This window comes from Xenorhabdus hominickii (genome assembly GCF_002632725.1).
GTDB classification, from domain to species: Bacteria; Pseudomonadota; Gammaproteobacteria; order Enterobacterales; family Enterobacteriaceae; genus Xenorhabdus; species Xenorhabdus hominickii.
Window position 1 is genome coordinate 29,884 of the sequence record NZ_NJAI01000003.1, and the last position, 24,701, is coordinate 54,584.

At 45.8% G+C, this 24,701-nt stretch carries 15 protein-coding genes; 9 read left to right on the top strand and 6 right to left on the bottom strand.

All coding sequences use genetic code 11. The features are described 5' to 3' along the window. Positions 1-174 precede the first annotated feature (174 nt). The 5 genes from Xhom_RS45425 (at position 175) to Xhom_RS45405 (ending at position 4,775) form a co-directional block, all read left to right on the top strand. On the top strand, positions 175-1,314 hold the full coding sequence (locus Xhom_RS45425; RefSeq protein WP_069317074.1) for a phosphoribosyltransferase domain-containing protein: 1,140 nt from the start codon (positions 175-177) through the stop codon (positions 1,312-1,314). Beyond that, positions 1,307-2,107: a hypothetical protein gene (locus Xhom_RS45420; RefSeq protein WP_069317073.1), complete on the top strand. Its 801-nt coding sequence runs from the start codon at positions 1,307-1,309 to the stop codon at positions 2,105-2,107. The genes Xhom_RS45425 and Xhom_RS45420 overlap by 8 nt, the downstream gene beginning before the upstream one ends. After that, the gene (locus tag Xhom_RS45415) at positions 2,100-3,191 is read left to right on the top strand and encodes a cysteine protease StiP family protein (protein ID WP_069317072.1); all 1,092 of its coding nucleotides are present in this window, start codon (positions 2,100-2,102) and stop codon (positions 3,189-3,191) included. Before Xhom_RS45420 ends, Xhom_RS45415 begins: the two co-directional genes overlap by 8 nt. Continuing rightward, positions 3,191-4,129 (top strand): HpcH/HpaI aldolase/citrate lyase family protein, encoded by a 939-nt coding sequence (locus Xhom_RS45410; protein ID WP_069317071.1) that lies wholly within the window; start codon positions 3,191-3,193, stop codon positions 4,127-4,129. Before Xhom_RS45415 ends, Xhom_RS45410 begins: the two co-directional genes overlap by 1 nt. Before the next feature lie 160 nt (positions 4,130-4,289). Beyond that, positions 4,290-4,775, top strand: a complete 486-nt coding sequence (locus Xhom_RS45405; RefSeq protein WP_069317070.1) for a tellurium resistance protein TerW — start codon at positions 4,290-4,292, stop codon at positions 4,773-4,775. A 62-nt stretch (positions 4,776-4,837) separates the two neighbouring features. Here the strand turns inward: Xhom_RS45405 and Xhom_RS45400 are convergent, their stop codons facing one another. The 6 genes from Xhom_RS45400 to Xhom_RS45375 form a co-directional block, all read right to left on the bottom strand. Further along, positions 4,838-5,332: a TIGR00645 family protein gene (locus Xhom_RS45400; protein WP_069318492.1), complete on the bottom strand. Its 495-nt coding sequence runs from the start codon at positions 5,330-5,332 to the stop codon at positions 4,838-4,840. Positions 5,333-5,598: 266 nt separating this feature from the next. Further along, positions 5,599-6,357, bottom strand: a complete 759-nt coding sequence (gene dhbA / locus Xhom_RS45395) for a 2,3-dihydro-2,3-dihydroxybenzoate dehydrogenase (RefSeq protein WP_069317069.1) — start codon at positions 6,355-6,357, stop codon at positions 5,599-5,601. Continuing rightward, positions 6,357-7,232 carry an isochorismatase family protein gene (locus tag Xhom_RS45390; RefSeq protein ID WP_069317068.1) on the bottom strand — a complete coding sequence of 292 codons (876 nt, stop codon included), beginning with the start codon at positions 7,230-7,232 and terminating at the stop codon, positions 6,357-6,359. The genes dhbA and Xhom_RS45390 overlap by 1 nt, the downstream gene beginning before the upstream one ends. Then, entirely contained in the window at positions 7,229-8,857 is a 1,629-nt protein-coding gene (locus tag Xhom_RS45385) for a (2,3-dihydroxybenzoyl)adenylate synthase (RefSeq protein ID WP_069317067.1), read from the bottom strand. The genes Xhom_RS45390 and Xhom_RS45385 overlap by 4 nt, the downstream gene beginning before the upstream one ends. Further along, positions 8,854-10,044, bottom strand: a complete 1,191-nt coding sequence (locus tag Xhom_RS45380; RefSeq protein ID WP_069317066.1) for an isochorismate synthase — start codon at positions 10,042-10,044, stop codon at positions 8,854-8,856. The genes Xhom_RS45385 and Xhom_RS45380 overlap by 4 nt, the downstream gene beginning before the upstream one ends. Positions 10,045-10,209: 165 nt before the next feature. Then, complete coding sequence (locus Xhom_RS45375) at positions 10,210-12,399, bottom strand: TonB-dependent siderophore receptor (protein ID WP_099139631.1); 2,190 nt, start codon at positions 12,397-12,399, stop codon at positions 10,210-10,212. A 308-nt stretch (positions 12,400-12,707) separates the two neighbouring features. Between Xhom_RS45375 and fes the strand changes: the two genes are divergently transcribed. From fes to entS, 4 genes are all read left to right on the top strand, one after another. Then, a complete protein-coding gene (gene fes, locus Xhom_RS45370) occupies positions 12,708-14,009 on the top strand; it encodes an enterochelin esterase (RefSeq protein WP_069317065.1) in 1,302 nt (433 codons plus the stop codon). 45 nt (positions 14,010-14,054) lie between these two features. Next, complete coding sequence (locus Xhom_RS45365; RefSeq protein ID WP_069317064.1) at positions 14,055-14,267, top strand: MbtH family protein; 213 nt, start codon at positions 14,055-14,057, stop codon at positions 14,265-14,267. 159 nt (positions 14,268-14,426) lie between these two features. Continuing rightward, positions 14,427-23,003, top strand: coding sequence for an amino acid adenylation domain-containing protein (locus Xhom_RS45360; protein ID WP_069317063.1), 8,577 nt, complete (start codon positions 14,427-14,429; stop codon positions 23,001-23,003). A gap of 38 nt (positions 23,004-23,041) precedes the next feature. Beyond that, positions 23,042-24,313, top strand: a complete 1,272-nt coding sequence (entS, locus tag Xhom_RS45355; protein ID WP_069317062.1) for an enterobactin transporter EntS — start codon at positions 23,042-23,044, stop codon at positions 24,311-24,313. Positions 24,314-24,701 lie beyond the last annotated feature (388 nt).

Genomic DNA, 24,701 nt, shown 5'->3' on the forward strand with positions numbered 1-24,701 from the left:
GACTGCGACGTATCTTTCACCGAATTAGGAAAGATTGCTGAGTGTTACCATGTTGACTCTTGGCAATTTAACAATAGTTTTTGCCTGAATAGCGGAATTTAGTTTATGAGAGGATTCTTGCCGTTTCCATCTGCGATCCAAAACGGACTGAAATTTTTTTAAAAAGGCACCATCATGACAGCATTAAATGATACTCAGGTTTATCAGAAAAAATTAAACAGTGGAACGTTGACGGTAACGGCATCTCGCGGCACCACATCTTTGGAAGCGCTATTTGATGTTGCTGAACGACGTAACCCCAAAAGGGCATTCTTATTTGTCAGTAAAGTATTGGGACGGCATATTCCTGTCTGCCCATCAACCATGCGTTCGGTCTATCGGAAATTATCTGAGCAGTTTCCCGCTAATATTCCCGGCCCGGTCCTGTATATTGGCATGGCGGAAACGGCTGTCGGGCTGGCGGCTGGGGTATTTCAGGAAACACGGGATAAGGTTGATGCTCCTGTCTTTCTGACCTCGACACGCCATCCCGTTGATGGCGATCTATTGTGTGAGTTTAAGGAGAATCACAGTCACGCAACCGATCATCTGATTTACTGGCCAGCCGAAAACCGGTTGCGTCAGCGGGTGATGAGTGCGCGTACTCTGGTTTTGATTGATGATGAGGCGACTACCGGTAATACATTCCTTAATCTGTTGGATGCACTACGCAACAGTGGGCTTAAGCATATTGAGCGTATCGTCACTGTCACGTTGACGGATTGGAGTGGTGAATCGGTGATGAAGCGCAGCCCACTACCGGTTTCTGCGGTTTCCCTGATTGAAGGCAATTGGCAATGGGAAGCGGATCCCTCTGCACCTGTTCCGGTTATGCCTCAAGTCAATGTCACGGCACGGGGAAAAATCAACATCATTGGCAACCAGAATTGGGGACGTTTGGGTCTGGATCAAATTCAATGTGATCTCGGCACAGATATTCATGCCAAAGTGAGTGAGAAAATGCTGGTGTTGGGGTCGAGTGAATTTGTCTGGCAACCATTTCTCCTTGCTGAGCGGCTTGAGCAAGAAGGTGCATCAGTGATGTTTGGTTCGACAACGCGCTCTCCAATCTCCTGTGGTCATGCTATTCAGTCAGTGATGGCTTTTACCGATAATTACGGACTTGGCATATCCAATTTTCTCTACAATGTCGCGCACCAGAAATTCGACCGTGTACTGTTGTGCCTTGAAACGCCGAAAACAGCCGTTGATCCGGCGTTAATCGCACAGCTTACCCGTGTGTCTCCCATTGTAGAGCTTGTTGCCTATGATTAAGCCCGTTTTTTTGACCGATATTGATGACACGCTATTTCAATCGTACCGCAAGATGGACAACACATCAGATATGTCACTTTTTCGTGTGGGAGCCTTGGATCGAAAAGGCTCTCCTCAGAGTTATCTGATCGAAAAGCAGTCCATGTTGGTTGACTGGTTGCTGGCTCATGCGGAGGTTATCCCTGTAACGGCCAGAAACACAGAGCAGTTTCATCGCGTGCAGCTCCCTTTCCATTCTTGGTGTATTGTCACGCATGGCGCGGTGATCCTGACACCGGAAGGTTCAATTGATGAGCACTGGCGATCACATATGCTGTCAGCATTGATGCCGTATCGGGATAAATTGCGGGAGTTGGAACGCCTGGCTCATTGTTTGATCGCATCACACGGTATGGATGCATGGGTACGTATCGATTATGAGTATGGTGATATGCCTGTTTTCCTGATTATTAAGCACCGGAATTGCGATAATCTGGACGATCTTGATGTGCTGGCTGAAGCACTGACTCAGGCAATAGCAGAGTGGTCTGACTCTGGTGACTTTCATTTTTATTTTCACCAAAACAATAACAATCTGACTTTGTTACCAAAGTGTGTTGACAAGGGATTGGCAACTCGTCACCTTTTGCAAAAGCTTCGTGCTGAGAGGGGTGTTTTTCCTGTTATTGGTCTGGGGGATAGTCTGAGTGACTATCGTTTCATGCAACTTTGTGATTGGTTTGGTATGCCCCAGCAAAGCCAATTTGCTGACAAATTAATGAATTCTTTATTTGGAGCTGTAAATAATGAATAGCTTTCCCCCTTTCTCTGGGAGTTATGCTTCTGATGATGTTCAATTTCTGTTAAAGCCAGTTCAGATTGAGATGACGCCTGTCGATGTTAAGGAACAGTTGATCCAATCGGGCACGCGCCACTACTCGGATATGTTGAGTCAGGAACCCGCACCAACGCTTTATCATCTCGATTTATTTGATAAGGCGCTGGAACAAGGGGCTGTCCGGTTGGCAACGGAAGTCGTGATGCTTGCCAAGGCATTGATATCCCGCTTTGGTGATACGCCGGATGACACACCAATTGTGCTGGTCAGTTTGGTCAGAGCTGGCGTGCCTTTGGGGGTTATGTTGCATCAGACACTCAGAAAGATGGGTAAGTGTTCTTATCATTATGGCATCAGTATTATTCGGGATCGCGGAATAGACAATGCAGCACTATCGTACATTGAGCAGCAACATGGCACAGAGGGGATCGTGTTTGTCGATGGTTGGACGGGGAAAGGGGCCATTACTGCGGAACTGTCACACTCTCTGGAAGGGCGGGTTGGCTATTCGGGTATTCCGCGTTTAGTGGTATTGGCCGATCCCTGTGGCTGTTCGTGGCTGGCAGCCAGTGACGACGATTGGTTGATTCCTTTTGGTATTATGGGAGCGCCGGTATCTGGCTTGATATCACGTTCTGTCTGGTGTGAAGAGGGGCTGCATGGTTGCGTACAGTGTGATCATCTGGTTGAATTTGAGTGCAGCAGATTGCTGGTGGATACCGTTGCTGATTGCCGTGATCGACTGGATTTGGATACTGTACCAGAAGCCATTTGGCAGCCACAGGAAAAGCGAGCTTTGCTACAATTGAGCAAAACGGTGATTTCCAACTTGGCTGAACAATACCAGATTGACAGCATTAATCGCATTAAACCCGGCATTGCTGAGGCAACCCGGGCTGTATTGCGTCGCGTACCGGAACACGTGCTTGTGCGTTCTCAAAATGACCCTGATGTTGCTTTACTGGTTCATCTGGCACGCCAAAAACAGGTCACTATTACGGAAGTGGGTGACTTAATCGGTCAATATCGTGCTGTGACAATCATTAAGAAGGTTGCGTGATGACAGCTATCCCTTCTCCATATCAACTTGGTGCAACACTGTATATGCCAGCGACTCGCCAAGATATTGCAGAAATCGTGTTACACAATAAAATTTCTGGTCTGCGCTCTCTGGTGATTTGTCTGGAAGATGCGGTCAACGAACAAGATATTCCTGTTGCTATCGAAAATCTCAAGCATGCCCTGCAAGTACTGGCTGAATCCGATACCGCTTCTGCTGAAATGTTTTTTTCTGATAGCAAGCATCCACGTCCGCTGATTTTTATCCGTCCGCGTGACGTGATGATGGGGAGATATCTGGTTGCTAATGTTAACCTCAGTGCCGTTGATGGGCTGGTTCTGCCTAAATTTACCCACGCTTCGGTATCCGATTGGTGGGACATTATTAGCTCAACACATCTTTGCATTATGCCTACACTGGAAACGGGAGAAGTGTTTGATGTTCAACAAATGAATCAACTTGCTGATACCCTTAAAAATCATCCTTGCAAGGAACGTATTATTGCCCTGCGTATCGGCGGTAATGATTTGATGAATGTGATATCTCTGCGTCGCTCACGTACTTTTACGCTTTATGATGGGCCTATGGGATATGTCATCAAAATGCTGATTGCTGTTTTTGCGGCCCGTGGGTTCTCTCTGACCGCGCCCGTTTGCGAGCATATCGATGATTTGAAACTACTTGAGAAAGAGCTGGAATTAGATATTACCCACGGTTTGGTGGGAAAAACCGCGATACATCCGAGGCAGATTAAATGCATCCAGCGAGCGTTTATGGTCAGCGCCCATGATTATGCTGATGCGTTAAATATCCTCAACGCCAGTCAGGCTGTTTTCAAATCTCAAGGGGCGATGTGTGAACCAGCGACTCATCAACACTGGGCGATGAATATCCTGCAACGAGCAGAGTATTATGGCATAGAAGCAGAAGTCGCATAGAACGAGGCAGCCTAGAAATAAAGACTAATGAAGGAGCTAGCAAGGCTTTAATCTGTTTTAATATTGATTTACCTGCTGTAGAAGCTATGCTGATAGGCCATCCCCGCAGTTAACCGTAGGGATTTTTTGTTTTTGTTATCCCTGATTTGGTAATCAAAAAATGCTGCTTAGTCCCAAACAATTTAGAAATTTCAAATTAACTTTATTGCTCTCACATGGCAAACCCGTTAGTAAGGTTAAAATCATTAGGGAACTCCATTGTTCGGAGCCGACATTAACACGTGCATTGCGGGAGTTGAGAGATCTCTACTGCGCAGATATTCGATTTAGCAAAATAGGAAACACCTATCAGTTAATTGATAAAGGGATGCTGACCAAAAAAGATGTGAGAAGGATCGAAGAACTGCTTGCCCAGCATCTCAGTCTCCATGCTGAAGAAGTCACCAGCCATGTTTTCCTTGATAAAGAGAAGAAAAAATCGATTTCTCTCTCTCTGAGAATGTCTGTTATCAGGAAAATAGACGGTTTGGCCAATCGGTTGGAAACAACCAGAAGTGAAGTGGTTGAAATGGTTGTGGACGGTTTTATTGAGACGTTATTGAAAGAAACCCTGAACAGTGAACCCACTAAGCAGCGGAGCCCGTAATGCCAGCCGGTTGGAATCAACTGGCATCAAGGGAATGTGTTTGCGTGAGGTTAAGTTATTGCTTAGTGGTCGTGGCGAGTAAGTTTATCAAGATATCCCATCACAAATGCGGATAAAACAAAGGTGAGATGGATAATGACATACCACATCAGTTTATTGTCCGGTACATTTTTGGCATCCATAAAAATGCGCAGCAAATGGATGGAGGAAATAGCGACAATCGAGGCTGCGACTTTATTTTTGAGAGATGTCGCATCCATTTTTCCTAGCCAACTCAATTTTTCCTTATCTTCGTCGATATCCAAGCTTGAGACAAAGTTTTCATAGCCGGAAAACATCACCATTACCAGCAACCCACCAACCAGTGTCATATCAATCAAAGAAAGTAACGTCAGGATCAGATCGGATTCTGCAACTGAAAAGATATACGGCAGGATATGCAGGATTTCCTGAAAGAATTTAACCGCGAGAGCAAATAGCGCCAATGATAAACCAAAGTAAACTGGCGCAAGTAGCCAGCGAGAGGCGTACATAGTGTTTTCTAGAAATCGTTCCATGGTATTTTTAATATATAAAAAAGGGGACAATAGTATAGATCAAGAATGTGAAAGCGATGAAATACATATCGCTATCAGGTACTCACTTGTTACATAGAGGGTGCACACTCAGGCTGTTTTTATTTGGTAATTTCATGCTCTTGGAATATTGACAGATTTATTAATAGTGCAGGCCATCATCTTGGATGGTCTGCACTTTATATTGACGTGTCTGATGGCGCCTGTCACTGTCTGAGCTTTTTAGATTGCACAGATGGATTTTTCACTCAGCTACCCAAGGTTGCTCCACCATCAACGACAATATCCTGCATGGTGATATGACTGGCGAGATCTGAAGCAAGGAAAAGAACGGTATCCGCAATTTCTTCCGGCAAGGCAATTTTTTTCAAAGGGATACCTAACTTAAATTTGTCAGGAAAACCATCAATGGTGTTTTGTCTGGATGCAGCATTTTGCCACATACCTCGTAGCATGGGAGTATCCGTTGAACCGGGGGAAACCAGATTGCAACGCACACCATAGGGAGCCAATTCAAGCCCGACACTTTGACACAAGCTACGCAAGGCGGCTTTGGAAGCGCCATAAGCTGACATTTCGACCCGTGGAACGTGAGCAGCATTAGAGCAGATAGAAACGATGTTTCCACTGCGTTGCCGTTGAAATTGTGGGATCACAGCCTGAAAAAAATTAAAAGCTCCACCGGCATTGACGTTGAAACATTGTTGCCAATCTTCCCAGCTCAGGGTTTCTGTTCGTCCTGTTCGCAGGATACCCGCACCATTGACCAATACATCCAAGCGGGATTCTTCTGTGAGTAATTCACGACAGCGCTGGCTCACGGCTACATGGTCACTGATATCTAACTCATAAGCAGTAAAAGGGAGGTTAGTATCGGGAAACGCCAGATCCAACCCGATGACTTTCGCACCAGCCTGACTGAATCGACTAGCAATGTGATAGCCAATACCACGCCCTGCTCCTGTCACCCAAACATGTTTATTATTGAAATCGAAAGTTGCGTTCATTATTTGGACTCTTGTCTATCATTAAGCAGAGTGAGCCAGTTTGCCAACGTTGGTTTTTTCACTAGCGAGATAAAATTAATGTCATGGTTTTCATGGTTCCAACGTGTCACCAGAGACATTGTTTTTACAGAGTCAAGGCCGTAATCCAGTAGGTTTTCGTGATCATCAATATCACCGCAGTCATCATCGAGCAGAGGTAAAATTTCAGCACGGAGACGTTCGCGTGTCCATTTTGGGGACGGGGATATTTCGTTGAGCAGAGTTTCTGTCGTCAGTACGCGACCACAACGGCCGGCAATATAACGTAATGCCATGATATGCTCGTTGCGGCTGAAATCTGCCAGTGCATCAGCGACAAAAAAAGGTTTGATGTCGCGCATAAAGGCATCCGTGGCTGTTGTCATGCAACCAATATGAGCATAAACACCGCAGATGATTAATTGATCACGCTCCATGACTTTCAATTGTTGTTCTAAATCTGAGCGCTGAAAGGCACTGTAACGCCATTTTATCAATATGGTGTCATCGCTTTCAGGCGCCAATGCGTCAGTGATACTTTGTTGCTCAGGATGCTGATTTAGTCCTGCTCCCCACATATCATTCAATAACCCACGGTCTGCATCACTTTGGTGGTTGGGTTGGGCGGTGTAAAAAACCGGAATCCCCAGTTGTTTGCACTGTTTTCTGAGACGAACGATATTGTCGATCATTTGCTTTACTAGCTGGCTATCGGTTTCCCAGAAATTGAGGAAATAATTCTGCATGTCATGGATCAGTAAAGCGGCCCGCTGACTATCAAATGGCCAATCCACTTTATTGATCGGTAATTCTTGAGTTACGGGCAGAATATAATCGTTAATTTTGGGAATGCTCATTTTGTTTCTCCGACATGGACTAACATGTTCTGTGCAATTTGGCGTAATTTTTGTTTATCGATTTTGCCGACAGGCGTCATGGGTAGGGATGGAACGTTTTCAAAGCGGTCGGGAAGTTTGTAATCAGCGATACCTTGCTCGCGTAAAAAGCGACGCAATATGACTGATTTTATCTCTTCGCGGGTAACAACATAGGCGCAGCTTTTTTCTCCCATCAGCGAGTCAGGAATGGCGATCAATGCTGCATAGATCACCTGCGGATGGCGTAACAGCAGATTTTCAATTTCTTCTGCTGCAATCTTTTCGCCACCACGATTAATTTGGTCTTTTTCCCTGCCCACAACTTTTAGATAGCCTTTCTCTGTTTGAATAACTAAATCACCCGAACAGTAAAAACCATTTTTATCAAATACGAGTTTGTTGTATTGATGGCTTTGGTAGTACCCACGAAAAGTATAAGGCCCGCGCGTCATCAACCTACCGGGAACACCATATGGTAGCTGATTGCCCAGATTGTCGGCGACCCATACTTCATCATCATCACTGATCGGACGGCCTTGAGTGGTGAAAATTGTTTGCTCGTCATCATCTAGCCGTGTGTAGTTCACCAATCCCTCTGCCATGCCAAATATCTGTTGTAACTGGCAACCCAGCTCCGAAGGGATTCTCCGTGCCAGAGATTCACTCAGGTGTGCACCGCCTACCTGTAATAAGGTCAGACTATCAAGCGGTGACTTATCCGCTGTCAGAGTAATGGCTTCCAGCCACAGGCTTACCGCAGGAGGAACTAAAGCAGCCACATTGATCCGATGCTGTTTAATCAAAGGAAAACAACTGGATGCACTGGGATCGTTGGCCATAATCACTTGACCTCCTGCATAAAAAACGCCCAATGCGCCTGGCGAACTCATCGGGTAATTATGGGCGGCAGGAAGGGCGCATAAGTAGCGTGTTTGCGCATTGAAATGGCAGATATCAACGCTAGTGCGAATACTGTAGTAGTAATCATTGTGAGTACGCGGGATCAATTTCGGGATGCCAGTACTGCCACCTGATAGCTGAAAAAAAGCGACTTCATCCGCTGGTGTTGGTGTCGCGGTAAAGTCATTCACTTTTTCATCAGTCAGTATCGTTAAATCTATCGGGCTATAGTTATCTCCCCGCAGGAATACGTTTGTCAGTGAAGGATGGCGTGTATGCAGTTCGTGAATAAAAGTATTGTCTGAAAATAGAGAATGGCTACGATCTGCGATCAGTAATGATGGTTTAATCTGCTCGGCGTAAGCCAATAGCTCACTACGCTGGTGGCTGAACAAGGCATTGACGGGAACTACACCTAAACGCAGTAGGGCAAAAAAGGTGATATAAAATTCCGCAATATTGCCTAATTGCACCAAGGCGGTTTTCCTATGCTGAACACCACGACGTTTGAGGGAGGCAGCCAGATTGTCCGCGAGTTGATTGAGTTGGCGATAGCTATATTGTCGCTCCGAGCAAATCAGCGCGGTATTTTCATTGGTAGCCTGACGACTGAGTATGTCGTCAAGGGTAAGGTCAAGCCAGTAGCCGCGTTGACGATAGCGCTGTGACAATTCTTCGGGCCAGCGATTGAACTCAATACTCATAACACATGTTCCTTATTAGCGGATAATCCCAGCGCCTGTAACATGGTGCCCAGTTTTACTCCCGTTTCCTGCCATTCGGCATTGGGTTGGGAGTCAGCAACGATGCCAGCTCCTGCGAAGAGTCGAACATGGTTTGCAAATAATTCACCACAGCGAATAGCAATGACCCATTCGCCATTGCCTCTGGCATCACACCAACCGACAATGCCGCCAAAATAGTTACGTTCGAAGGGTTCGAGTTGAGCGATGAGTTCGTATGCCCGTTCTCTTGGCGCACCACAAAGTGCTGGAGTCGGATGGAGCAGACAGGCCACTGAAAGTGCATCGGCGTGTTTATTGCGTAATTCGCTGCGTATTTCTGTGGCGAGGTGCCAAAGTAAAGGGGTACTGAATATTGAAGGAGAATCAGGGATCATCAGTTCAGTACAATGTTCAGTAAGTGCGCTTCTTATTGCGTTAATCACTAATTGATGTTCATGGTGATCTTTAGCCGAATGCAGCAGCGATTGTCGTAAGGCGTTATCTTCTGCGATATTGCGGCTTCTGCGCGATGAACCTGCCAGAGGTTGAGACGTAATGGCATTGCCCTGTTTGCGAAGTATAAGTTCTGGACTGGCTCCAATTAACGTGCTGTTGCCCAATGGAAGGTGGAAGTTATAGCTATAGGGATTTTGGGCGTTAAGCTGCATAAAAAGTTGGATAGTGTCAGGCTCTTGCTCAAATTCAATGTCTAACAGGCGTGAAAGGACGACTTTATCAATCTGACCCTGATGTATGGCATCAACGGCCTGAGAGACCATCTGGCAAAACTCTGCTTTTTCGGGCCATGAATGACACTTGTGTAATGGCAACATTGGTGAAGAAGACGGAGCGGAAAAACGCAAGGTTTCTCTTTCTAGCCAATGGTACTCATAAGGAATGTAAAGGGCAGAAGGTTGGCGTTTATCAAAAGGGATTGCTCCCACTGCGATGGGATTTTTAATTCCGGCCTGTTCAGCCTGATGGAATAATTGAGATAAATGATCACGCAATGGATTGTCAATATCACCATGATGACTGGCAGGAGTTGTTATTTTGGTAAAACACCCTTGTGCATGCAGGCTTTTATTTGAGGACAGGAACACAAAATCATCACAACTAAAATCCAGTAGTTGGGATGTGTGATATTCAGTAGTTAACTTAAGCACGATGTTTCCCTATTATTTTTAAATAATAGATTCAATAAATTGGCTTAGACGTAAAAAGTGGCTCAACACGTATAAGCTTGCGCTGATGAAAATAAGCTCACAGTGGCAAAAAGATTTTGTCATACATAGCATTACTTTTTGTCACTGAGATAAGTAAGTTTTGCTTTACCAGCTATACGACACAGTGGCAAAGATACTGCGTCCTCCACCATAGAAGCAGGCTTCTTTATTCGAGCATGAGGCGACATAACGTTTGTTGCTCAGGTTATTCACGTTTAGCTGTACGCTGGCACCTTTTAACTGAGGTGATGCTTCGCCAAGATCGTATTTCGCCATCAGGTCGTAGAGGGAGTAGGGCTGTACATGGAATGTTTCTTCATAATCGCCGGATGTGGTGCCGATATAGCGTACGCCTGCTCCCAGAGTAAAGCCCTTCAGAGCCGTCTGTGTGAAGCTATAGCTACCCCAGGCAGAAGCCGTATGTTCAGGAATCGATGGTACTCTTTTGCCGATACGTGAGGCATTGCTATCACCTTTGGTTTTAGTATCTGTATAGGTATAGGTGGCTATCAGATTGATTTCAGGTGTGATTTGTGAATGGATTTCGGCTTCCGCCCCTTTTGAGCCAATTTTGCCAATTTGTTCGCTAACGCGAGTGACTGGATTACGGCTGGTCACATTTTTTTGGGTGATATCGAATAAGGAAAGCGTTAACAAGGTATTGTGATCTTTGGGCTGGAATTTGATGCCTATCTCAGTCTGCGCACCTGTTGTGGGTTTGAATGCCGGTGTACCCGGTGCACCTTGAGACAGATTGGGCTCAAAGGAAGTGCTGTAACTGATATAAGGCGAAATGCCGTTATCAAAGGCATACAATAACCCCGCACGTCCGGTAAAAGCACGGTCTTTCTGTGTTGTTGATTTATCTTTGATGAGATCATGTTGCTTTGTTTCGGTCCAGTCATAACGCCCTGACAGAACTAAATTCCAGTTTTCCCAACCGAGTTGATCCTGTACGTAAGCACCTAACTGATGGAGTTTCTTTTTATCATTTAAGGCAAGGGATAGAGAATTTTCACTAACGGGAATACTCCGGGTTGGATGTGCCCAATCAAAATTGTATTGGTCACCTTTTTTATTCCATCTTTTGTTGTGATTATCCACCCATTTGTAATCCACACCACTGATGACGTTATGCTCAATGTTACCTGTTGAGAATTGTGCTTTCAGTTGATTATCCACGCTAAATGTTTGTGCTTCACCGTATTCCTTCTGTGGAATGCGTTGGATAGTCGTCGGTTTTTTTGTATCTGATGAATAAACGAAAAGCTTAAAACGCTCATCTAACTTTGAATAACGCAGATTTTGCTGGAAAGAGAAAATATCATCAATGTCATGTTCAAGCATGTAGCCGATAGAGGTCTGTTCGCGTCTGGCCTGATTAAAAGAAGGATCACTGAGGTTCATATCGTAGGGAATATAGCCCACATTGGGAACGGGTGTTACGGTGCCGGTTTTAGGATAGAAGTTGCGGTATCCCGCTTTAGGATCGTACTGATAACTTGTCAGTAACGTAAAGGTCGTATTATTGTTGGGTATCCATGTCAGTGCCGGGGCGATGGCAATACGCTCTTTTTTATAGTCTTTGACGAACTGCTTTTGGGTGCTGAGAATACCATTTAAACGATAGAGAACGGAAATATCGTCATTCAGTGCTCCTCCGAAATCAAAGGCCAATTCACCAAGGCTATGACTACCTGCTTTTAGCTGTACCTCATGAATAGGTTGTGCTGTTGGCTTTTTGCTGGTCATGTTAATCAACCCGCCAGGGCTGATCTGACCATATAGCACGGATGCAGGCCCATGTACCAGCTCCACACGTTCCAATAACCAAGGATCAACTTGGCCTCCTGTTGCATAGCTTAAGCCATCAAGGAATTTAGACGCATAACGGAAACCACGTATGATTACTTCATCGTTACGGTTGGAAGAGCCACGGTAATTAGTCACTACACCACTTGAATAATTCAGGGCGTCAGCAACAGTCGTTACACCTTGTGCTTCCATTTGTGTGCGATTGATGACGCTGATTGATTGGGGTGTTTTGATGAGGGGAGTGGTGCTTTTGGTGCCAGCAGCACTGTCTGATTCTACGAAGTGTTCTACTGAGTTACCTTTATTTGTGCTTGTGACGGTTATGATGTCTTCGTTGTTATTGGCCGTGTTATTGCTTGCTGAAGCATATGGAGATAACAGTAAGGCAGAAGTAATCGTTAAAAATAGTTTATTATAGTTATTGTTTCTATTTGTTTTATTTGCGGCTTTCAACGTTTTATTCTTGATAGGCAGTACCATGGATTTCATCTCTCAAAATAGACTTTTTTTTAAATAGTTTTTAAAAATCAATTAAATAATAAATTAATTATTTCATTGATGTTGAGCTGAATAGCAAGGGCCTCCTGCCACGTTACCCCAATAGTGTCCATTAACTCTATTAACCAGTAGTTATGATTAATAAAATAAGTTGAATAATATTGCAAACGAAAATCGTTATCAATATCATTTGATGATGATAATGATTTTCGTTTATTTGGGTTATTGTTCACTCTGTGTATCAGATATGTATGTTATTTATGAGCGAACTTTTTTGAGGGGATAACGGAATGCGGTTAGTATTTCAGCCATCAGGTGTGGTAGATAATTTGTTATCCGCTCCTAATGTTGGTAGTAAATTATGGTGGGAAAATATTGCTATTTTGGGAACGCCCATCATAGAAGTTGCGATAAATCACCAAGTTCAAACGACATTCTTTTGGCGAGATCCTCGTGGGGATGAACAAAATTCAGATATTCGCCAAGTCTATATCGATATCAATGGGGTCACTGATCATCACTGCCCGCAGCCACAGAGCTTGCAACGAGTGCCTGAAACGGATATCTGGTATTGGTCAGTGAGCCTCGAAGATGATTGGAGAGGGAGTTATCGATTTATACCTGTCACTGATGCACATTTGCCCCCCGAATTTTCCGATAAAATAAAACTAAGTAACCAACAGCAACGTGAGTGGTGGATCTCACTCTTTCCGTTATCCATTCCTGATCCTTTGAATCGGCAAGATTCTCACCGTAATGGGGTTGGTGTGCCTTTATCAGCGATTCACATGCCCCATGCCCTTGAACAGACTGCATGGGCATTAACCGAAGTAAATTCAAATCATGTCATGCGGTCGGACAAACGAGAGCCTCTGCTTTTGCATTGGCAGAGTGATCGGCTCAACAATCAAAGGCGCATTTGGCTTTATTCCAGCGGGGAAGAAACCGCGCTGCCACGGCCTCTTATCATTCTCTTGGATGGGCTGAATTGGGTAGAGAAAGTGCCGATTTTTCCTGTGATTGACGTGGCGACTGAAAAACAGCAGATACCGGGTGCAATCTGGCTTCTGATTGATGTTATTGATATGTCTCACCGAGAGCAAGAACTCCCCTGTAATCAAGATTTTTGGCAAGCGATTCAGGATGAACTATTACCACTTATCGCACAGCATGCTGTTTTCAGTGATGATCCTGAACAGACTATTATCGCAGGGCAGAGCTATGGTGGTCTGTCGGCATTGTATGCCGCTCTCCATTGGCCGCAACGCTTTGGTTGTGTTCTCACGCAATCGGGGTCTTTCTGGTGGCCAGATAGCAAAATTGTCCGGCAGTTTATGCCATCTTCTGAACAGAAACCTGGCTGGCTGACACAGCAGGTTTCTGATCAAAAAGTTGTTCCGTCATCATTGAAAATCTTTCAAGAAGCGGGTTCCCACGAAGCCGATATTCATTTTGTGAATGATCAAATGTATGCCGCGTTAAAAGAGGCCGGGCATCGCGTGAATTATCGCGTGTTTAATGGTGGTCATGATGTGCTGTGTTGGCGCGGTGGATTAATTGATGGACTGAGCTGGTTACTGGCTGAAAAGTGATATGGCAAATGATGATTGAAATCCCGAATATGATGAGAGTAAACGATGAATCTGGAACAAAAAAATCCTTTTGATGATGATGAAATCTCTTTTTATGTACTGATAAATAATCAACAGCAATATAGCCTTTGGCCAGCCTTTGCTGCACAACCAGCCGGTTGGGAGAGAGCTATTGGTCCAGATTCACGGACAGCATGTATTGCATACATAGAAGAGCACTGGGTGGATATGCGCCCGGCCATTCTGCGCAAACCATAGGTGAATCAAAATAATAATGCCGACGGTTTAATCTGTATACCCAATGGATTTCAAGATACAGCGCTTATGTCTTGGAAACGAGTTCCTGGGATGAGTGAGTGTAGCCAACAAAGCTGCACCTTGAAAGACGACAGGTATAGATAAGAAAGGAAATAAAACGTGCTTAATGTATTACCGCTGCCTGAAGTTAAACAGGTAAATCTGACATTACCGCTAGTGGCTGCTCAGCCCGGGATTTGGATGGCCGATCAAATCGCCAGCCAGCGCAATGTATTTACCATTGCGCATTATATTGAAATTAATGGAGAACTGGATCGTTCCTTATTTGATGCGGCTATCCGCCAAGGTTTGTCTGAAGCTGATACCATTCATGCACGATATTTTGTCAATGAAGAGGGGATACCTGTACAGCAAATTCCCACCTTCCGTGATGCACAACAGGTTATTGCCCCTGAATGGTTCGATTTCTCTCATGAACAGGGGGAAAACGCGTCACAGGAATTAATGCAGACGGATCTGGCCGCTGAATTACCCGCAGACGGGGAACGCCCGCTTTACCGGCAGGTAATCATGAAAGTCGGTGCTCAGCCTGAACGATGGTTCTGGTATCAGCGCTTTCATCATCTCATGCTGGATGGCTTTAGTTTTGAAGCACTGACCCGCCGCATTATTGATATTTATAATGCGTTAAGCACAGATCGCCAGTCTGCTGAAAATCCTTTCTGCTCATTCGAGCAGGTAGTCAAAGAGTATCAGGATTGGGATCAGTCACCCGCAAAAGCAGAGACAGCAGCATTCTGGCAACAACATACCCGTGAACGAGGTGTTTCCGTTTCACTTTCCACTGAAGATATAGTGAATACGGGCAGCGCTTTACCTCTACATTACGATTGCCATTTTCCGGTTACTCAGTTTGCTTCATTAGGTGAAGATGATTTACTGCGGAAATTTCAACCGGCTGAAATTGCGATGGCTGCACTTTGTATCTATTTCTATCGTATGAGTGGAGAAAAACATCTATCGATTGGATTTCCTTTTATGCGGCGCCTGGGGTCTCAAGCGCTTTGTGCGATGGGGCCTGTGGTCAATCTTTTACCTCTGCAAATAAAACTGCAAAGCAGTATGACTCTTGCCGAAGTAGCGAGAGCGTTTGTAGATGAAATAAAGCAAGTGCGTCGTTACCAGCGATATGAAGCCGAACAGCTACGTTGTGATTTGGGATTATCAGGCAGCAATAACGCGCTTTATGGCCCGGTTTTCAACTATAAAATCTATAACGAGACGTTGAAATTAGGCGGTAAGCCCATCAAGACACACACACTCGCGATGGGGCCTGTGGATGATTTAGAATTTGAATTGTGTAGCTATGATGACCAGCTTCATCTGACACTTATCGCCAATCGAAAAAAATATAGTGAACAAACCTTACAGTGGCATGGTGAGCGGATTAGCTATCTGTTGAATCAATTGTTGATACAGCCGCAACAGCCTATTGCGTTCGTACCCATTATTCCGCCGCAGGAACAGCAACGGCTTGATGAATGGTCATGTGGGCCGAAAATCCAAATGCCTGTAACGAGTGTTTCTGTGCTGGATCTCTTTTTGCAGCAGGTCGAACGGCAGCCTGATGTCGTCGCTATACGTTGTGGTAATGAACAGCTTAGTTACCACCAATTGATGGCAAAAGTGATGCAGTTTGCACGTTTCTTGCTGTCTCAGGGTATCGGGGCTGAAGATGTAGTTGCTATTGGCATTCCTCGTTCGGTGGATTCAGTGGTTGCTATTTTAGGTGTGTTAGCCAGTGGTGCAGCTTACATTCCGCTTGATCTCGATTACCCGCAGGAACGTTTACAGTTAATGTGTGACGATGTTCAGCCAGTCTTGCTGATCACGCACCTGAATACGCGGGCACAAATGCCTGAAATATCCAAGACCATCTGTCTTGATGATCATCAGATAGCGGTGCAGTGTGCCAGCTTGTCTTCGTTATTTGTCACAGACGAAGAACGGCGCGAAAAACTGCGTAGTGAACACTTGGCTTATATGATCTACACCTCTGGTTCCACAGGTAAGCCAAAAGGCGTCATGAGTACACATGGCGGGTTGCTGAATTTATTGACTTCCCATGCAGTACATTTGTTTGGGCCTGCCATTGAGAATTTTCATCGGCAGCATGGTCGGCGGGCACGTGCAGGGCATACCGCCTCTTTCTCATTTGATTCCTCTTGGGAGCCACTGTTTTGTATGATTTTGGGCAGTGAGCTTTATATCTTTGATGAGGAGCTAAGGCGGGATGCGTGGGGCGTGATACAGCAAATGAACCTGTTGCCGGTTGATATCATGGATATCACCCCTTCCTTTTTGACCCAGCTCATCGATAGTGGGCTGTTGGAGAAAGGTAACCACCAGCCTGCGTTTATTATGATAGGTGGTGAGGCCGCCACGCCACGGTTGTGGGAATTGCTTAAACAGCAGCCACAAATTGATATCCACAATTATTATGGCCCTTCCGAATACACTATCGATACGCTGGGCGCCAGTATTCAGGTGTCCGAGCAGCCTGTGATTGGGCGCCCGGTTGCCAATACGGATATCTGGCTTTTGGATAGCTGTTTACAACCTGTGCCAACAGGTGCCGTGGGAGAACTGTATCTCTCTGGAGCGGGTATCGCGCGCGGTTATTTGCACCGTCCAGGGCTGACGGCTACACGCTTTATCGCCAATCCATTCCGTCATGGCGAAGTTATGTATCGCAGTGGTGATCTCATGCGTTGGCAGTCTGACGGACAGCTTGCATTTATTGGCCGTGTGGATCATCAGATCAAAGTACGTGGTTTTCGCGTTGAACTGGGTGAAGTGGAAAATGCTCTGGCTGATTTGCCGGAGGTCAGTTCTGCTGTCGTGATTGCCGAGCCTATCGGCGCAACGTACCGACTGCTGGGTTATTGTGCTGTACCCGATGGGCAACGACGCGCCCTGCCTGATCTCTCTGCTCAACTATTGGCTGAACTGGCCAAGAAACTGCCTGATTATATGGTTCCTTCCCGATTAATGGTGTTGGAAACCTTACCTCTCACAGTCAATGGCAAAATTGATCGCGGTGCGTTGCCTAAATCGCAGAAACTCCAATTACCTGTGGGGAGAAAAGCGAAAAGTGAGCAGGAAAAATCTATCTGTGAAGCATTCGTCAGTCTATTAGGTGTGCAAGAAGCCTGTGCAGATGATGATTTTTTTGTACTGGGAGGTGACAGTATTTCCGCAATGGCGCTGGGAACACAATTACGTCGCCTTGGCTGGCAGTTACGTCCACGGGATATTTTTAGTGAACGTACACCCGCGCGCATGGCATTGAAAATGATGCCTGTCGCTATCGTGAAGCAGACTCCTGCGCGCATTCAGAAAGGGGCAATCGATAGCCTGCCTATTTTGCATTGGTTTGCTGAATCTCATGGAATCAATACCCGTTTCGCTCATGGTGTATTTATACGCGTGCCCGCAGAATTACAGCCGCAACACTTATCACAGGCATTGACTGCCTTAGTGCAGGCACATCCTGTACTGCGTGCATCTACCCGCGATAATCAACTTATTGTGGGGGAATCGATAGCTGTGCCTGAAGGAACTTATTGCAGTACATGGCAAAATTGTGAAGATATTGAAACTTGTGCAGAGCAAGCCTTCCATGATGCAGTAATGCGTCTGGATCCCGCGCGGGGTCAGTTATTCTATCTCTGTTTATTACAAAATAGTGGTGTGTCAAAGGGACTAGTGTTCGTTATTCACCATCTGGCTACAGATGGGGTTTCATGGCGAATACTCTTGGATGAGTTACGTCAGGGAGTGGAAGCGGCAATTACCGGTAAGTCCATGACTTTACCCGCAGAAGAGTACACCCTATACGATTGGAATGATTACCTGCGCCAAAATCTGCCACAACGTGCAGCAGAATTGCCTTTTTGGCAAAGTATGCTGGATGAAAGAACACCTCTTTTAGGGCTGCGTCCGTTGAATGTACAGCGGGATCGCCGAATAAACGCCCGCGAGGAACGAACATTATTGAGCTGTGAACAAACGGCAGCATTATTAGGAATATTGCCAAATCAGTACCACGCTAATGTTGAAGAGATTTTATTAACGATATTGGCAATGGCTTGTTATCGTCACTTTCATGCCAGTAAATTACGCTTTCAGTTAGAGTCTCATGGCCGTATTGAATTAGATCAAACAGGCGATTTGGCTCGGACGGTTGGCTGGATGACGGCTGAATATCCGATAGTGGTCGATTTACTACAGAAAGGGGAATGTCAGCCGGTTGAGGTGGTGCGGGCGGTGAAAAGCGTTCTACGTGCTGTACCCGATCGTGGTATAGGCTATGGCTTGCTGCGTTACCTCGATCAGACAGGGCGGGAAATATTTGCACCGCAAGAAACGCCGGAAATCTTATTTAATTATCTGGGACGTTTTATCGAGACAGATAACTTATGGGCGCCACAACGGACTAGAAATCTTTTCCGGGATGCTTTTGCTGTTTATCAAGATCCCGAAATGTTCCTGAACCACAGTTTGGAAATCAATTTGTTCGTTGATGAACAGGGGAACACTCCGCAATTGGTGATTAACTGGCAATGGGTCGATGGTATTTTCAGCCACCGGGATATTGCCGAATTACATCGTGGTATGGCATGGGCGGCCGACAGCTTAATACAATTCGCCAGGCAACAGCCTGAGCAGGCTGTTGCAACTTTAGTCGCCGCAGAAGTGGGGTTGTCAGGTGTGGAGGAGAGCGATCTCACCCAACTAAGCGAGCGTTATGGGTCATTATCTGCGGTATTGCCGCTGCTTCCTCTGCAACAAGGATTATTATTCCATGCTCAGACAGCCACCGAGCATGGCAGCTATAACTCATTGACACGCCTTTCCCTGTCTGGGCCATTGACGGTTACTGAGTTACGCCGGGCGCTGTTGGCTTTAATTCGGCATCATCCTCAGCTTGCTGCGCAATTTGACACAGAACAAAATGCCGCTCCACTGCAACTGATACCGATCATATCCGATGATAAAGATTATTGGGCATTTGATTTCCATCAACTACCTGAACTGACGCTGGAAGAGGAAGATATAGCATTACGAGAACTGGAAAAAGCAGAGCTTATGCGAGATCTTTTCCAACAGCCAGTAGCGATGTTGCACGCATTGCTCGTGCGCCATGGTAAAAGTCTACGCTACACGCTATTGCTGAATGCTCATCATCTGGTCGTCGATGGCTGGTCAACCCCTATTCTGGTGCAAGATCTTTTGACGTTGCTGAATCAAGGCGCTCAAGCCTTGCATAGACCTGAAATTCGTTATCAAGAAGTCGTCCATCAATTATTGGCACGTGAGGCGGAGCCTACTCGCCAGTGCTGGAAACAGCTCTTGAAAGGGGTTCAACCAACCTGTTTGTTCGGTGAACATCCTCATACTGGCGAGGTTAAGGCGCTTGAGATATTACTTGAACCTGCGATGGAACAGGCGTTAATCGGGTTATGTCAGCAACGTGGTTTGACAATCAATACATTGATGCAAGGCGTTTGGTCTCTGTTGCTGAGTATACACAGTGGCTCATCTGATGTCGTTTTCGGTTCCCCCGTGTCGGGGCGGTTTGGGCAGACTGAAGGGTTAGATCAGCATATTGGGCTATTTAGTAACACTTTACCGGTTAGAGTTATTCTGGATATGGCGCAGCCACTATTGCCTCAATTAGAGCAGTTACAAGCGCAGCAGATCCAATTGATTGAACATGACAATATTGGTCTTGGTGAGATCCAGCAAATTGCAGGCACCAGCACGCTTTTTGATACCTTGCTGGTGGTTGAAAACTACCCTGTAGTGGAGCAAAATCAAGGGAATGACGAAGGCATCGTCTGTCAGGGCATCAATAACTGCGGTTATACCCACTACCCTTTGACGTTATTGGTGTTACCAGGTAAGCGTCTGCGTTTATTGATGGAATATAGACCAAGTGTTAAACAGCCTGAACGCTTGGCACAACGCATACTTCTTTTGATCCAGCAATTAATTGAACAACCGGAGATCGCCCTGCGGGATTGGGTTTTGCAAACGGTTGATGAAGCGGCGTTGATTGAGGAAGTCAATAACACCTATCGTGATATCCCTTCAAAAACACTTCATCAGACCGTGATCGAGCAGGCAAGAAAAAGGCCTGACGATTTGGCGTTATTGGATTGTCATCATCGCCTGACTTACCAGCAAATGCGTCTTCAAACTCGCTTGTTAGTCGATCGTTTAATTGAAGCGGGGGTGCAGCCGGGAGATATTGTCGGGGTTGCATTAGCACGTTCAGTACGGCTGAGTTTGGCGTTACAAGCGATTCTGGAAGCAGGGGCGGCATGGTTGCCTCTTGATACCGCTTATCCTGATGAGCGCTTGACCATCATACTGAAAGATGCCCAACCTCGATTAGTGATAACAGAAAGTGAGTTTCAGGCACGTTTTGCCAATCAGGCACTTTTGTTGTTACTGGATAAACTGGCAGATGAAACACAGCAGCCCATCCATCTTGCCGCCAATGTGACTCCTGAACATACGGCGTACATTATCTATACCTCGGGTTCCACAGGACAGCCTAAAGGGGTAATGGTGAGTCACCAAGCCATTGTTAACCGCCTGTTGTGGATGCAGGATACTTACCAACTGACTGCGGATGATGTGGTATTGCAGAAAACTCCATGTAGCTTTGATGTTTCTGTATGGGAATTTTTCTGGCCGCTGATGACGGGAGCTCAGTTAATGATGGCGCCACCAGAAGCACATCGCGATCCCGCAACGCTTCTTCAGCTTATTGATGATTACCGTGTGACTACGTTGCATTTTGTTCCATCAATGCTGGCAACCTTAATGGATTCATTAGTGTTACGAGAGCAAGACGCTCCTTTCTGCCACAGTCTGAGACGGGTTTTCTGTAGTGGCGAAGCTTTGTCATGTGAATTGGCGCGTCGCTATCAAACGCTGGTAGCAGCACCTTTACATAATCTTTATGGGCCAACGGAAGCGGCGGTGGATGTGACATGGCAACCAGCATCTGGTGATGCATTGGAACGTTGTACCAGTGCTGGTGTTCCTATTGGCCGACCGGTATGGAATACCCAATTACGTATTTTAGACACTTGGTTGCGTCCTGTTCCTATTGGTGTGGCTGGTGATCTCTATCTCAGTGGTATTCAGTTAGCCACAAACTACCTGAACCGAGCCGATCTGACCGCTAGCCGTTTTGTGGCCGATCCGTTCGTATCAGGTAAACGGATGTACCGAACGGGTGACATTGCCTGTTGGTCAGCAGACGGTGAAGTTGAATACCTTGGACGCAGTGATGATCAGCTAAAAATACGGGGTCAGCGTATTGAGTTGGGTGAAATTGAACAGGTTTTACTGGAACAGCCAGGAGTGGCTCAGGCTGCGGTTGCAGCGCGTGAACTAGGGAAAGCAGGCCAAGCAATTATCGGTCAGGCAATTACTGGCCCAGCAATTAATAGTGCTGATGCCCGTCAGTTAATTGCTTGGTTAATTCCTCAATCTGGTGTGGTTCTGGATATAGAAGCACTACACCAAACGATGACTAAACGATTGCCGGTTTATATGTTGCCGGTCAGCTATGTAATACAGGAAAGTTTCCCGTTGAGCGCCAATGGGAAATTGAACCGCAAGGCACTCCCGATACCAGAAAAATTGACCACGGGCAGGTTGCCGAGAGCGGGTTTGGAAAGCCAAATGGCTGGGTTGTTCGCCGAAATTTTAGCGTGTGACACCGTTTGGGCTGATGATGACTTCTTTGCTTTGGGGGGACATTCTCTGCTGGCAATGCGGTTGGCAGCCGAAATACGCCGCCGTTTTAATCACTCTGTTTCAGTCGGTCATATCATGGTCACCCGAAGTGTAGAAAAATTGAGTGCGTTATTGGTTGATGATCAAAGGCAGAATTCGGCAGAAAACCGTGGTGCGGGGGAAGTCCTGCCGCTGAGAGAAGGCATTGGGCCAGCACTGTTTTGTGTACACCCTGCATCGGGTTTTGCTTGGCAATACAGCGGACTGTTGCGTTATTTAGAGGGGAATTGGCCGATTATCGGATTACAGTCTCCTCGTCCTAGAGGGGTGATTGCTGACTGTGACAGCCTCGACGCAATGTGTACACGCCATTTGGCAACTTTGCGGAGTATCCAGCCTCATGGGCCTTATTATTTGTTGGGTTATTCTCTGGGGGGAATGCTGGCACAGGGAATGGCAATTCGTTTGCAGCAAGAAGGAGAGGAAGTGGCTTTCTTGGGATTACTGGATGCTTATCCTCCAGAAGGACAAGATTGGGGAGGGCTAAGTGAGGAAGAAGCCAAACAGGAAATTGCCCGTGAACAGGCAGAGTTTATGGCGACGACAGAAGATGAACGTGATCCGCAGTTACGCATGGAAAAACAGGCGATGTTTGAAGATATCGTGGCTAACTATCGAGATGCTGTCCGTAGTTTATTATCTGCCGTTAACCAGAAATATGATGGCGAAGCCACACTGTTTGTGGCAACACGGACTTTGCCTTCTGAGCTGGATGTCGAGGGAACGTGGGCGCCTTGGATTCGCCAGTTGAAGGTTTATCGGCAAGATTGCGAACATGCAGATATCCTTTCTCCTGTTTCACTGGAACAGTGGGGGCCATTGCTCAACAATTTGTTGAAACAATGCCGTCATTAACTTTATGCGTTTAACGTTATCGGATCGTATGGAACATCATGGCTAAGTCATCAATCTTCTTGGATTTTAGTTTGCTCAGAAATAACTCACATTTCCGAGCTATCTTCATTGCCCGCATGTTATCTGTCTTTGCATTGGGGATGTTGACCGTTGGTGTCCCTGTCCAAATGCAATTTCTGACGGGTTCTACTTTACAGGTGGGAATTGTGGTTGCACTGGATGGGGTCGGTATGTTTATCGGGTTACTTCTGGGAGGGGTACTGGCTGACCGCTATGATAGACGCAAACTCATTTTGTTTGCCCGTGGTACCTGCGGTATTGGTTTTGTGGCACTGAGCTTTAACGCCTTTTTAGACTCGCCATCACTGTATATGCTCTATTTTCTTTCTATTTGGGATGGCTTTTTTGGTGCGTTGGGTATGACGGCGTTAATGGCGGCAATCCCAAACTTAGTAGGACGGGAAAACTTGGCGTCAGCAGGTGCCTTGAGCATGGTCACTGTTCGTATAGGAGCCATTATTTCTCCTGCACTGGCGGGTATTATTATTGTTGTTGGTGGGCCGGGCTGGAATTTTGCCGTTGCAGCAATCGGTACATTAGCAACACTGTTACCTCTGATGAGACTTCCTAAAATGAAACCTCAGCCAAGCAAACAAGAGCATCCGATCAGTGCGCTGATAAGTGGTGTGAAATTTGTTTTGCAGCATAACATTGTGGGCAGTGTCATATTGGTGGGGATGATGATAAGTATTGCAGGGGCGGTTCGTATTCTGTTTCCTGCGTTATCTCAGGAAGTTTACCATCAAGGGCCATCAGCGACTGGGTTGATGTACTCCGCTGTTCCGCTGGGAGCTATGCTCGGTGCTTTCACCAGTGGTTGGATAGGGCGAAGTGCCCGGCCAGGAATTTTACTGGTTATATGCGCCCTGTGTTCCTTCATCACGTTATCCATGCTGGGAGTAGTAACAAACATCGTTCTGGCATTACTTGTATTGGTTTGTTATGGATATTTGAATGCATTTGCATCCTTACTGCAATTTACCCTTATTCAGAGTCATACACCGGATCATTTATTGGGACGTGTGAACAGTTTTGTTACTGCTCAAGATGTTACTGGTGACTCTTTGGGAGCGTTGGGATTAGGTTTTATGGGACGCTTATTATCCCCGGTAATGACTGTCTTTTCATTTGGAACTTTTGCCGCACTTGCCTGTTTGTTGCTGGCGGCAATAATAAAACCCCTGCGTCATGCCACACTGCGTGGCAACGCTCAATTATCAGAAACAAAACCTCAAGAAACAAAGCATTAATAAATAACGTCTTCATAAACAAAGCATTAAAAAATAAACTTCAGAAAATGATAGTTGGTGGAAGTGAGGCCGACTATCACCATTGGCAAAAATACTTTGCATTTAAATAAATCACAGCGTGGTATCGATATCACGCTGAACACAAAAACACCCCACTCAGATGTTTCAAAATAATATTATTTGTTTGTTTTGTTTAAAATATATGTAAATAAAAGTTAATTAATTATGGCATTTTATGAGTTGTTTAGGTGGGTTCAGAGGATGGCGTTGATTAAACACGTTTTTTTGGGAGGGGAAATCTAAAAATCAGCACTCCTTTTTAGTTTATTTCTGCTCTCAGGAAACGATTACCTTGATGGTTTCAACCCACCAATACGATACCCACCAA

What these genes read in the sequence shown, in the direction of transcription:
- fes (WP_069317065.1), top strand. Translation starts at nt 12,708, where the DNA reads ATGCGGTTAGTATTTCAGCCATCAGGTGTGGTAGATAATTTGTTATCC.
- Xhom_RS45425 (WP_069317074.1), top strand. Translation starts at nt 175, where the DNA reads ATGACAGCATTAAATGATACTCAGGTTTATCAGAAAAAATTAAACAGT.
- Xhom_RS45420 (WP_069317073.1), top strand. Translation starts at nt 1,307, where the DNA reads ATGATTAAGCCCGTTTTTTTGACCGATATTGATGACACGCTATTTCAA.
- Xhom_RS45405 (WP_069317070.1), top strand. Translation starts at nt 4,290, where the DNA reads ATGCTGCTTAGTCCCAAACAATTTAGAAATTTCAAATTAACTTTATTG.
- Xhom_RS45390 (WP_069317068.1), bottom strand. Translation starts at nt 7,232, where the DNA reads ATGAGCATTCCCAAAATTAACGATTATATTCTGCCCGTAACTCAAGAA.
- dhbA (WP_069317069.1), bottom strand. Translation starts at nt 6,357, where the DNA reads ATGAACGCAACTTTCGATTTCAATAATAAACATGTTTGGGTGACAGGA.
- Xhom_RS45365 (WP_069317064.1), top strand. Translation starts at nt 14,055, where the DNA reads ATGAATCTGGAACAAAAAAATCCTTTTGATGATGATGAAATCTCTTTT.
- Xhom_RS45400 (WP_069318492.1), bottom strand. Translation starts at nt 5,332, where the DNA reads ATGGAACGATTTCTAGAAAACACTATGTACGCCTCTCGCTGGCTACTT.
- Xhom_RS45385 (WP_069317067.1), bottom strand. Translation starts at nt 8,857, where the DNA reads ATGAGTATTGAGTTCAATCGCTGGCCCGAAGAATTGTCACAGCGCTAT.
- Xhom_RS45415 (WP_069317072.1), top strand. Translation starts at nt 2,100, where the DNA reads ATGAATAGCTTTCCCCCTTTCTCTGGGAGTTATGCTTCTGATGATGTT.
- Xhom_RS45375 (WP_099139631.1), bottom strand. Translation starts at nt 12,399, where the DNA reads ATGGTACTGCCTATCAAGAATAAAACGTTGAAAGCCGCAAATAAAACA.
- entS (WP_069317062.1), top strand. Translation starts at nt 23,042, where the DNA reads ATGGCTAAGTCATCAATCTTCTTGGATTTTAGTTTGCTCAGAAATAAC.
- Xhom_RS45410 (WP_069317071.1), top strand. Translation starts at nt 3,191, where the DNA reads ATGACAGCTATCCCTTCTCCATATCAACTTGGTGCAACACTGTATATG.